General features: G+C 65.0%; 9 protein-coding genes. All 9 read left to right on the top strand.

Going from position 1 to position 11,776, the window contains the following annotated elements:
- The first annotated feature begins 187 nt into the window (after window positions 1–187).
- The 9 genes from carB to QTL98_RS15785 all read left to right on the top strand — a co-directional run bounded on the left by carB (window position 188) and on the right by QTL98_RS15785 (window position 11,747).
- Window positions 188–3,442 carry a carbamoyl-phosphate synthase large subunit gene (gene carB / locus QTL98_RS15825; RefSeq protein ID WP_445679433.1) on the top strand — a complete coding sequence of 1,085 codons (3,255 nt, stop codon included), beginning with the start codon at window positions 188–190 and terminating at the stop codon, window positions 3,440–3,442.
- Window positions 3,443–3,845: 403 nt separating this feature from the next.
- A complete protein-coding gene (greA, locus tag QTL98_RS15820; RefSeq protein WP_445679432.1) occupies window positions 3,846–4,322 on the top strand; it encodes a transcription elongation factor GreA in 477 nt (158 codons plus the stop codon).
- Between the two features lie 259 nt (window positions 4,323–4,581).
- Window positions 4,582–5,268: a hypothetical protein gene (locus QTL98_RS15815; RefSeq protein ID WP_445679431.1), complete on the top strand. Its 687-nt coding sequence runs from the start codon at window positions 4,582–4,584 to the stop codon at window positions 5,266–5,268.
- A 259-nt stretch (window positions 5,269–5,527) separates the two neighbouring features.
- Entirely contained in the window at window positions 5,528–6,550 is a 1,023-nt protein-coding gene (locus tag QTL98_RS15810) for a Zn-dependent oxidoreductase (RefSeq protein WP_445679430.1), read from the top strand.
- 88 nt (window positions 6,551–6,638) lie between these two features.
- On the top strand, window positions 6,639–7,634 hold the full coding sequence (locus QTL98_RS15805; protein WP_445679429.1) for a TRAP transporter substrate-binding protein: 996 nt from the start codon (window positions 6,639–6,641) through the stop codon (window positions 7,632–7,634).
- Between the two features lie 104 nt (window positions 7,635–7,738).
- Window positions 7,739–8,251 (top strand): TRAP transporter small permease, encoded by a 513-nt coding sequence (locus QTL98_RS15800; protein WP_445679428.1) that lies wholly within the window; start codon window positions 7,739–7,741, stop codon window positions 8,249–8,251.
- On the top strand, window positions 8,251–9,528 hold the full coding sequence (locus tag QTL98_RS15795) for a TRAP transporter large permease (protein ID WP_445679427.1): 1,278 nt from the start codon (window positions 8,251–8,253) through the stop codon (window positions 9,526–9,528). The genes QTL98_RS15800 and QTL98_RS15795 overlap by 1 nt, the downstream gene beginning before the upstream one ends.
- Window positions 9,529–9,538: 10 nt before the next feature.
- The gene (locus QTL98_RS15790) at window positions 9,539–10,243 is read left to right on the top strand and encodes a GntR family transcriptional regulator (RefSeq protein ID WP_445679426.1); all 705 of its coding nucleotides are present in this window, start codon (window positions 9,539–9,541) and stop codon (window positions 10,241–10,243) included.
- On the top strand, window positions 10,230–11,747 hold the full coding sequence (locus QTL98_RS15785) for a mannitol dehydrogenase family protein (protein WP_445679425.1): 1,518 nt from the start codon (window positions 10,230–10,232) through the stop codon (window positions 11,745–11,747). Before QTL98_RS15790 ends, QTL98_RS15785 begins: the two co-directional genes overlap by 14 nt.
- Window positions 11,748–11,776: the final 29 nt, after the last annotated feature.

The following is an 11,776-nucleotide window of genomic DNA, read 5'->3' as shown; positions in this document are numbered from 1 at the left end:
TCCGGGTTGCCCCTTTGCCCGCACTGCGCTATGACCTCCGCCCGGGCCGTTCCCCGGGGTACCGTCGGCGGGGCGGCCTTTGCCATATCTGGCGCCAGCGACGGCCGCTTTTTCGTGTATTCCGCGAAACTGACGAGCCAGTACCGCCGGCGCCGGCTGGACCACCGGACGGATCGGACAAGGCCCCATGCCCAAGCGCACAGACATCAAGACCATCGCCATCATCGGCGCTGGACCCATTGTTATCGGCCAAGCCTGCGAGTTTGATTACTCCGGCGCCCAGGCCTGCAAGGCGCTGCGCGAAGAGGGCTACCGCGTCGTTCTGGTGAATTCCAATCCGGCGACGATCATGACCGACCCGGACATGGCGGACGCCACCTATATCGAGCCGATCACCCCGACGGTGGTGGCCAAGATCCTTGAAAAAGAACGCCCGGACGCGCTGCTTCCGACTATGGGCGGGCAGACCGCGCTCAACACCGCGCTGGCGCTGGCCGAAAACGGCACGCTGGAGCGCCTTGGCATCGAGCTGATCGGCGCCAACCGCGACGCGATCGCCAAGGCCGAAGACCGCAAGCTCTTCCGCGAGGCGATGGACCGTATCGGCCTTGAAAGCCCGAAATCGGCCGTCGTGCGCGGCATGAAGGAAGCCAATGTGGCGCTGGAGATGGTGGGCCTGCCCGCCATTATCCGCCCGTCCTTCACGCTTGGTGGCTCGGGCGGCGGCATCGCCTACAACAAGCGCGAGTTTCAGGAGATCGTCGAGGGCGGCCTTGCGGCTTCCCCGGTGCACGAGGTGCTGGTCGAGGAATCGGTGCTCGGCTGGAAGGAATACGAGATGGAAGTCGTGCGCGACCGCGCCGACAACGCCATCATCATCTGCTCCATCGAAAATATCGATCCGATGGGTATTCACACCGGTGACAGCGTGACGGTGGCTCCGGCCCTGACGCTGACCGACAAGGAATACCAGATCATGCGCGACGCCTCGATCATGGTGCTGCGTGAGATCGGCGTGGAGACCGGTGGTTCCAACGTGCAGTTCGCCGTTGATCCGGCGACCGGCCGCATGGTCGTCATCGAGATGAACCCGCGTGTGTCGCGCTCCTCGGCGCTTGCGTCCAAGGCGACGGGTTTCCCCATCGCCAAGGTGGCCGCCAAGCTGGCCGTGGGTTACACGCTCGACGAACTCAAGAACGACATCACCCGCGTGACGCCGGCCAGCTTCGAGCCGAGCATCGACTATGTCGTCACCAAGATGCCGCGCTTCACCTTCGAGAAGTTCCCCGGTGCCGACGCGCTGCTCACCACTTCGATGAAGTCGGTGGGTGAGGCGATGTCCATCGGCCGCAACTTCAAGGAATCGATCCAGAAGGCGCTGCGCTCGATGGAAACCGGCCTGACCGGTTTTGACGAGGTGACCCTGGCCGATGCCACGCCGGACGGCGTGCTCGCGCGCCTCTCCAAGCCGGTGCCGGACCGCCTGCTGCTGGTGGCGCAGGGCTTCCGTGTCGGCCTGACGCTGGAAGCGATCCATCAGGCCACCCGCATCGACCTGTGGTACCTGCGCCAGATCGAGGAGATCGTGGCCGAGGAAGCGCGCCTCATCGCCGGCGGCCTGCCGACGGATGCCCGCGGCTGGTGGGAAGTGAAGTCCCGCGGCTTCTCCGATGCGCGCCTTGCCCAGCTTTCCGGCAAGAGCCTTGCCGAGGTGGAAGAGGCGCGGCGCGGTTTCGGCGTGACCCCGGTCTTCAAGCGCATCGATACCTGCGCGGCCGAGTTCGACAGCTCCACCGCCTATATGTACTCCTGCTACGACCATGACTGGAACGGCCCCAGCGAGTGCGAGGCCCACCCGAGCGAGCGCGAGAAGGTCGTGATCCTCGGCGGCGGTCCGAACCGCATCGGTCAGGGTATCGAGTTTGACTATTGCTGTGTCCACGCCGCCTACGCCCTCAAGGAAGCCGGCTATGAGACCATCATGGTCAACTGCAACCCGGAGACGGTTTCCACCGACTATGACACCTCCGACAGGCTCTATTTCGAGCCGCTGACGGCGGAAGATGTGGTGGAGCTGTGCCGCGTGGAACAGCGCAAGGGCACGCTCAAGGGCGTGATCGTGCAGCTGGGTGGCCAGACGCCGCTGAAGCTTTCCGCCGGCCTCCAGGAAGCGGGCATCCCCATTCTGGGCACCAGCCCGGATGCCATCGACCTTGCCGAAGACCGCGAGCGCTTCCAGCAGCTTCTGCACAAGCTTGGCCTGCGCCAGCCGAACAACGGCCTTGCCCGTTCGCTGGAAGAAGCCGAAGCGGTAGCGCAGAAGGTGGGCTTCCCCATCGTCATCCGCCCGTCCTACGTGCTGGGCGGCCGCGCGATGGAGATCGTCCACGACATGGCCGGCCTGCAGCGCTACATCAACAATGCCGTGAAGGTATCGGGCAAGAACCCGGTGCTGATCGACAGCTACCTGCAGGACGCCATCGAGGTGGACGTCGATGCCCTGTGCGACGGGACCCAGGTCTATGTCGCCGGCATCATGGAGCATATCGAGGAAGCCGGCATCCATTCGGGGGACAGCGCCTGCTCGCTGCCGCCCTACAGCCTCGCCAAATCCATCGTCGACGAGCTGGGCCGTCAGGCCGAGATCCTGGCGCATGGCCTCGGCGTTGTCGGCCTCATGAATGTGCAGTTCGCCATCAAGGGCGAGGATATCTACATCCTCGAGGTGAACCCGCGAGCAAGCCGCACCGTGCCCTTCGTTGCCAAGGCCACCGGCACGCCCATCGCCAAGATCGCGGCGCGGGTGATGGCCGGGGAGAAGCTTTCCGGCTTCACCCTCAATGGCCCGAGCCCGAACCACACGGCGGTCAAGGAAGCCGTGTTCCCGTTCAACCGCTTCCCCGGCGTCGACACGTTGCTCGGCCCGGAGATGAAGTCGACCGGCGAGGTGATGGGCCTCGACCGCGATTTCGGCCTCGCCTTCGCCAAGGCGCAGCTGGGGGCGGGCGTGAAGCTGCCGACCGGCGGTACCGTGTTCGTCTCGGTCAAGGACCGCGACAAGGGTACCGCCATCACCCTTGGCCGCCGCCTGACGGCGCTTGGCTTCTCGCTGCTGGCAACCCAGGGCACCGCCAAGGCGTTGGAAGAAGCAGGGGTTCCGGTCAAGCGGATCAACAAGGTAAGCCAGGGCCAGCCGCACATCGTCGACGCGATGATTGACGGCGAGGTCAATCTCGTCCTCAATACCAGCGAAGGCGCGATGGCTGTTTCCGACAGCTACTCCTTGCGGCGCGCCGCGCTCGTCCATAACATTCCTTATGTGACGACCATCGCCGGCGGCCGGGCTACGGTCGGGGCGCTGGAAGCCCTGAGGCAGGGCAAGGGTGGGGAGCAGAATCTTGATGTTGCCCCGCTCCAGTCCTACCTCAGCGGAACCTACTGACCGGCCGCACCCTTAAGGCAGGGGACCTTCGTCCGGAAGCGTCCCCGGGGCGGCCCGGCCCGATCAGCGCATCAAGACTGCGCTCATACCCGACGCGCCTTGCCGGGCGCGGGAGGAAGGAATTGGCAGGCCGCGCCCTGATGAAGGGCCGGCCAGATGTATTTAAGGCCCTTGGGGGTTCCGGCAGGAATTCCCGGGAGCCTCGCAAAACAAGCCTCTCCGGCGGCCCGCCGGAGGTAAAACCAATACCGCCCGGGGTCTCCTGCCATGGAGCCAGGGCGGCCTTGAAGCCCCGGCGGACCGCCTGAAGGCGGAACCCCGCGTGAGTTGTCTCACGGCAGCGCTGCCCCGATGAAGGGAAGGACGCTGACCGGGCCAAACTTGAAGAAGGACAATCGACACGATGGAAAAAGTGCCGATGACCGTTACCGGTTTCGCCCGCCTCGAAGCGGAGCTGAAGCTGTTGAAAATGGAAGAGCGCCCGGCCGTCATCAAGGCGATTGCCGAGGCACGCGAGCATGGCGACCTTTCGGAAAACGCCGAATATACCGCCGCGCGTGAACGCCAGAGCTTTATCGAAGGCCGGATCATGGAGCTTGAGGACAAGCTCTCCCGCGCCGAAGTGATCGATCCGACCAAGCTGAGCGGCCCGCCGACCATCAAGTTCGGTGTCACCGTGACCGTGGTGGACGAGGATACCGACGAGGAGCACAAGTTCCAGATCGTGGGCGTGGACGAGGCGGACATCGCCTCCGGCCGCCTGTCGGTGACCTCGCCGCTGGCGCGCGCGCTCATCGGCAAGAGCCAGGGCGACACCGTCGAGGTGGCGACCCCCAAGGGCTCCAAGATGTATGAAGTGCTGGGCGTCTCCTTCGTCTGAAGGCCGCCTGCCGGGCCCCTGCGACCCGGAGAAAACTGCCGAAGGCCGCCCCTGATCCGGGCGGCCTTTTGCTTTTCCGGGGTGTGGCGGAAGAGAGCCTGTTACGGCTTTTTCAGCGTTTTCCGCAGCTTGGCGTTGAGGATGCGCCGGGCCGCTTTTGCTGGCGCAGTCCTTGCTTCTTTCACGGGTAAAGAGCGGTCAGGTCGGCAATTCGTGCCGGGCATCCGCGGAACATGTTCCCGAGGGAAAGGGCGTCGTCATGGATGCACTCAGCAGCGCACGCAATATCGCGGCCCGGCTGTTCATGGATGCGCAGAGCAGCAGCAACAGTTCGGCCGGCAATACCAGCGCCACCACCGACAGCACGGCGGCCAACCTGCTGGACCCGGAAGCCAGTCTTGCCAAGAGCAAATCAGGCGATGCGGTCTATCTCTCTGCCGCTGCCCGGCAGGCCGGGGCAGACGGGCTGACGCTCGACAATGTGAGCCGCATTGCCCGCCACCAGTATGTCTATGACCAGTTCGATGCCGTGACTTCCAAGGCGGTCAGCCTTGCGAGCACCGCCGCCGAGCTCAACAAGCAGTTGCCCGATCCGGACACGGTCTCCTCGCTGGATGATGTGGCCGATCAGTTCGGCGCACTCACCGATGTGCTGAACAGCGTGCTGGGGCAGATGGAATACGACACCAACCCGCCCTTTACCTTCAGCATGTCGAGCGATGGCAAGGTCATCGTGACCGGCCGCCAGGGGGATGACGAGGATGCCGAGCGCCCGGCCGAAGCCGGTGCGATCGAGAATCTCATCAACAATGCCCAGTATGGCGGCTCCAGCATCGCTGCCGCGATGAAGCCGTTCTCGGCACTGGATATCCTCTCCGGCAGTGACGACAGCTCCTCCTCCGGCTCGGTTGCCGGCGGGCTTGGCAGTTTTCTCGCCAGCGCCTGAGGCGCGACTCACGGTCTGGCCAATCCCGGCACTCCACCGGGTTCAGCCCTTTGAAAAGCGGGAGCAGCAACAAATGCTGCTTCCGCTTTTTGCTTTCAGGGCAACGGGATAGCGGGCCGAATCCGGCCCGGTTGTATGTTCAATAACGTAATGGCCATTGACGCCGTCTTTGCCTTCTGGCAGCGTCGCCGTACTAGTATACAAGTATGTTAAAAACAAAATCCCGTCAGGGTCACTATCCCACCAAGGAACGTCGAATATGGTCGCCATTACCGTCCTGCGGCCGCACGAGCTTTCAGTTGCCGGCGGCGCTGCTGCCGGCCTGCCGGGCGCAGGAGAAGTGCAGATCCGCGTCGAGCGCGCCGGCATCTGCGGTTCGGACATGCATATCCTTCACGGCTCCAACCCGTTTGCCGTTTATCCGCGGATCATCGGGCATGAATTTGCCGGCCGCGTCGTGTCGGTGGGCGAGGGCGTGGAGGGGTTTGTTACCGGCGATGCCGTGGTCGTCGATCCCGTCGTCTCCTGCGGCAAGTGTTACGCCTGCCGCGTAGGGCGCTCGAACGTTTGCGCCCGGCTGGAAGTTTTTGGCGTGCACCGGGATGGTGGTTTTCGCGACCTCGTCAACGTGCCCGCCGCCAACGCGGTGAAGCTGCCGGCGGATATGCCGATGGCGCTGGGCGCGCTGGCCGAACCCTTCTCCATCGCGGCCAATGTGCTGCTGCGTACCGGCGTCGGGCCGGAGGATGTGGCGCTTATCTATGGTGCCGGCACCGTGGGTCTCACCGCCTTGCAGGTTGCCAAGCTGCACGGGGCGCGCTGCATCGTCGCCGATCTCGATCCGGCGCGGCTGGAGCGGGCGCTCGCCTTTGGCGCGGATGAAGTCATCCAGTCGGGCAAGCAGTCGGTGCCCGAGGTGGTGGCCAAGGAACATGACGGGCTCGGCCCCAGCCTCGTGATTGACGGAGCCGGCGTGCCGACCCTGCTGGAGGAAGCCTGCCGTGTGGCGAGCCCGGCCGCCCGTATCGGCCTGCTTGGCTTCTCGCCCGCGCCCTGCAACATCAGCCAGCAGGAGATCGTGAAGAAGGAGCTGACGCTGGTCGGCTCCCGCCTTAATCGCCGCCTGCTGCCGCAGGTGATCGGCTGGCTGGCATCCGGCCAGCTGAAGCCGGAGGCGATGATTACCCAGAGTTTTGCCGCCAGTGATGCGGCCGAAGCTTTCGAGCTGATTGAAAACCATCCGGAGCGGACGGTGAAGGTGCAGCTCGATTTTACCAGCTGAGGGGCGGGGGCCCCTCACTGTTCCTGAAGGTCAGGGCCCCGGTCGTGGGTCCGTTCGATAACAAGCCAGACAGAGGAAACAAACAATCATGTCCTTTTCCCGCAGCTTTTCCCGGCGCCTGCTTGCCGCCGGTTTTGGCCTTGCCGTTGCCCTCGGCGCACAGGGCTTTGCCAGCGCCGAAGCCAAGACCGTGCTGAAGCTTGGCCACCTCGCCAACGAACAGAATGTCTGGCACAAGGCCGCGCTCAAGTTTGCCGAGGAAGTCTCCAAGCGCACCAATGGCGAGGTTGAGGTCCAGGTTTTCCCGAACGAGCAGCTTGGCAAGGAAACCGATCTCATCAAAGGCATCCAGCTCGGTATCGTCGACTTCACCATCACCGGTGAGACGCTGCAGAACTGGGCGCCGTCTGCCGCCCTGCTGGCTGTGCCCTATGCCATCCGCGACCTTGACCATCTCGACCATGTGGTGGGCGGCCCGGTGGGCGAGGCCATTGCCAAGGAAATCCAGGACAAGACCCAGCTTGTTCCGCTGACCTACTTCGCGCGCGGCCCGCGTAACCTGACCTCCAACCGGCCGATCAAGACGCCGGCGGACCTCAATGGCTTCCGCATGCGCGTGCCGAACGTGCCGCTGTTCGTCGATGTGTGGCAGGCCCTTGGCGCCAGCCCGGTGCCGATGGCCTTCTCCGAAGTGTTCACCGCGCTGCAGAGCAATACCATCGACGGCCAGGAAAACCCGCTTGCGCTCATCAAGTCGGCCAGCTTCAACGAAGTGCAGAAGTACGTGAACCGTACCGAGCATGTGCGCAGCTGGATCTATCTGGTGACCGGCGAACGGACGATGAAGAAGCTGTCGCCCGAGCAGCAGGAAGCCGTGCGCGAAGCAGCCAAGGTGGCGCATGATTACGAGCGCCCGCTGTTCCTGGCCGATGAAAAGCAGCTGGAAGTCGACCTGAAGTCTGCCGGCATGGAATTTGTCGACAGCGATCAGGCAGCTTTTGCGGCCGCGGCCAAGGCAGCCGTGCTGAAGTCGCTTAAGCCGGAAATCCTGCCGCTCTATAACCAGATCCTCGACACGAAGTAATCCTCCCAGGACAGGTTGCCGCTTTCGGCCGGTGTTTCCCCAATCGGGGTAAATTGGCCGGGAGCGGCCCCTGTCCGGTGGCCAGAACCCCTGGGGTCCTTGCAATGCGTGCCTTCCTTGCCGCCCTGGTAAGCGTCGCCGAAAGGCTGTGCCGCCTCGGCATTCTTCTGTCATCGCTCGTGCTTATCGGGTCGGTCCTCGTCCAGGTGAGCGGGCGTATCCCCGGCATCCAGCCGCCGGCCTGGACGGAAGAAATCGCCCGTTTCGCCCTTGTCTATGTGGTGGCCTTTTCCTGTGGTGTGGCCCTGCTGCGCGGCGAGCTGGTGAATGTCGACCTGGTGACCTCCAAGCTGCCGGCTCCGGTGGCGCGGGTGGTTGCAAAGCTGGTCGATCTGCTGATCGTCGCCTTCTCGCTCGCGATCATTCCCGGCGCCTGGGCCTATGTGACCGGCAGCCTTGGCGAGCGGGCGCGCACCGTCGAGATGCCGATGATCTGGGTTTATGCCGTCGCGCTCATCATCCCGGTGTCACTCGCCTTCTTTGCTCTCGCGCGCCTCATGGGCTTTGCCCGGCGCTCCCATGATGCCGATGCCGCCGCGCACGGAGAACTCGTCTGATGCTCATTGCGCTGCTTTTCGGAACCTTTGCGCTCGCGCTGCTGATCGGCGCGCCGGTTCTCATCGCCCTGGGGCTCGCCTCGGCCGCCTATCTCATCGGCGCGGACATCGATCTCGCCGTGGTGCCGCAGTTTATGTATGCGGGCATGGACAGTTTCGTGCTGCTCTGCATCCCGGGTTTCGTGCTTGCCGGCAATCTCATGAATGGCGGCGGCATCACCGACCAGATCGTACGCTTCGGCAATGCGCTGGTGGGCCATATCCGCGGCGGGCTTGGCCTTGCCAACGTTACCGGCTCGATGATCTTCGCCGGCATCTCCGGCACGGCAGTGGCCGAGACGGCCTCCATCGGCGCGGTGATGATCCCGGCCATGCGCAAATCCGGTTATGACGCCCCGTTCGCGGCGGCGGTCACGGCGGCGGCCTCCACCGTCGGCCCCATCATTCCGCCCTCGGTGCCGATGATCATCGCCGGCACGCTGACCGGCCTTTCCGTCGGCAAGATGTTCCTGGCCGGTGCGATCCCGGGCCTGCTGCTCGGGCTCGGCATGATGCTCACCGTCTACATCATCGCCACCAAGAGGGGTTATCCCAAGGGCAAGTGGGCCGGCTTCGGAGAGATCCTGCGTTCCAGCCGCGGGGCCGTCTGGGCCATCCTGATGACGGCGCTCATCCTCTTCGGCATCGTCGGCGGTTTCTTCACCCCGACGGAGGCGTCCATCGTCTCGGCGCTCTACGCCCTCATCGTCGGGCTCTTCATCTACAAGGGCATCACGCTGCGCCAGGTGCCGGGCATCATCATCGAGAGCGCCATCGGCTCCGGCGCGCTCATCCTGCTGGTCGGCATGGCCAATGTGTTCGGCTGGATTCTCACCAGCGAGCAGATCCCGCAGGCGATTGCCAATGCCATGCTGTCGGTCAGCAGCAACAAGTATGTGATCATCCTGATGATCAACGTGCTGCTGCTCATCGTCGGTACCTTCATGGAGACGATTGCCGCCCTCATCATCCTGTTTCCGCCGCTGCTCGCGGTGGCAACGCAGGTGGGCATCAACCCCATTCATTTCGCCACCTTTGCCGTGCTCAACCTGATGATCGGCCTCACCACCCCGCCGGTGGGCGTGTGCCTGTTCGTGGCGGGCAATATCGGCAAGGTGTCGCTGGCGCAGGTCAGCCGGGCGATCTGGCCTTTCCTTGCCTGTAACATCATCATCCTGTTGCTGGTCTCGTATCTGCCGCAGATATCGCTGTGGCTGCCGGGCCTGTTCTACAAGTGAGGGAGGCTGGATGAAGGGCGGAGCAACCATTGTGGGCGAGGGGGCGGGAACGCCGCCGACCGTGCGAGAAATCTATGCCGCCCTGCGGCGTGATATCGTGCGCCTGCAGCTGCGCCCCGGTGCCCGCCTTTCCGAGAACGAGCTGGCCGAGCGGTTCGGCATCTCCCGTACGCCCGTACGGGAGGCGCTGATCCGGCTGGTGGAAGATGGCCTGATCGAGGTGTTGCCCCAGCGTGGCAGCTTCGTGCGCCGCATTTCGTTGCAGGCCGTGCGGCAGGCCCGTTTCGTACGGCAGGCGCTGGAAATCGCCATCGTCCGCGAGGCGGCCGAGCGTGGCCTTGCCGGCCAGTATCTGGAAAACGCTCGTGCCCATATCGCCGCGCAGGAAGCCGCCGCCGGTGATCCCGGCCGCTTTACCGAGGCGGACGATGCCTTCCACCGTAATTTTGCCGAAGCCATCGGCCTTGGGGACGTGTGGCTTGTGGTGGAGCGGGAAAAGGTGCAGTTCGACCGCATCCGTTTTCTGACCCTGCCGGCCATCACGCCCATTTCGGTGCTGGTGGCCCAGCACCGGGCCATCCTTGCCGCCATTGAACAACGTGACCCCGCGGCAGCGGAAGTCGCCATGCGCCGGCACCTTTCCGAGGTGCTGACCGTGACCGACAATCTTGCCGCCAACCATCCGGAACTGATCGTCAACGATGTCCATGACTGACAGCAGCAACCCCCACGGCGTGCCGCGTCTCGGCAGCGCCGGCAGCCTCGACCGGCTCCCCGCCGGCGTGGCGCGCCCCCGTTATGACCGCTCGCGCCTGCGGCCGGCCATTGTGCATCTGGGCCTGGGTGCCTTCTTCCGTGCCCATGGCGCCGCTTACACCGAGGATGTGCTGGCGGCCGATGCCACCGGCAGCCTTGACTGGGGCATTCTGGGCGCAAGCCTGCAGCGGCCCGACCAGCGCGACCGCCTTGCCCCGCAGGATGGTTACTACACCCTGATCGAGCGCCGGCCGGAAGGGCCGGAGGCGCGGGTGGTCGGCTGCCTGCTGGGCGTGCTGGTGGCGCCGGAAGACCCGGCCGGCCTCGTGGCGCAGATGGCGGCCCCCTCCACCCGCATCGTTAGCCTGACGGTGACGGAGAAGGGTTATTGCCACGACCCGGCAACCGGCCTCCTGAAGGCGGACCATCCGGATGTGAAGCACGATCTGGAGCATCCGGGCATGCCGAAGACGGCGCCGGGTTTCATCGTTGCGGCACTGGAAGCCCGCTTCAAGGCCGGGCAGGCGCCCTTTACGGTGCTGACCTGCGATAACCTGCCGGGCAATGGCGCGCTGGTAGCGCGGCTGGTGCACGACATGGCCGCGCTGCGCGACGACAGGCTTGCGGCCTGGATTGCGGCGGAAGGGGCGTTTCCCTCCACCATGGTCGACCGCATCGTGCCGGCGGCGACCGACGCCGATATCGCCCTTGCCGAACGCCTGACCGGCTTTTATGACGCCGCGCCGGTGGCGCATGAGCCCTTCCGCCAATGGGTGATCGAGGACCGCTTTGCCGCGGCCGGCCGTCCGGCCTGGGAGAGCGCCGGGGCGCAGCTCGTCAGCGATGTGGCGCCGTTCGAGCATATGAAGCTGCGCCTGCTCAACGGCGCGCATTCGGCCATCGCCTATCTCGGCGTGCTGGCCGGCCTTGGCACCGTGCGCGAGGCGGTGGCCGATCCGGCGCTCAGGGCCTTTATCGAGGCGCTGTGGCGCGAGGAGATCGTACCGGCCGTGCCGCCGCCCCCGGGCATGGACCTTGGCGCCTACACGGCTGAACTCATGGAGCGCTTCGCCAACCCGGCGATTGCCCACAAGACCATCCAGATTGCCATGGACGGGTCGCAGAAGCTGCCGCAGCGGCTGCTGGCCACGGTGCGCGAGCGCCGCCGGCAGGGCGCGCCCATCGGGCGTATCGCCCTCGTCATCGCCGCCTGGATGCATTACCTCGCAGGGCGCGACGACAATGGCGGCGGCTATGAAATCCGTGACCCGATGGCGGCCGAGCTGATGGCACTTGCCACCGCCGGCGGCGGGCCTATCGACACGGTGCGTGCCTTCCTCGACGTGGAAGCCATCTTTGGCGGCGACCTTGCCGGGGATGCGGTGTTTGCCTCGGCGATTGCCGGCCATCTGGCGCTGCTGCGGCAGGCCGGGGTCAAGGCGGCGATCGGGGCGGCGGCCTGAGCTGACAGTCAAACAAGAATAACCAAGCG

This window comes from Radicibacter daui, from assembly GCA_030657355.1.
GTDB lineage: Bacteria > Pseudomonadota > Alphaproteobacteria > Radicibacterales > Radicibacteraceae > Radicibacter > Radicibacter daui.
This window is presented reverse-complemented; position numbering and strand designations above follow the sequence as displayed.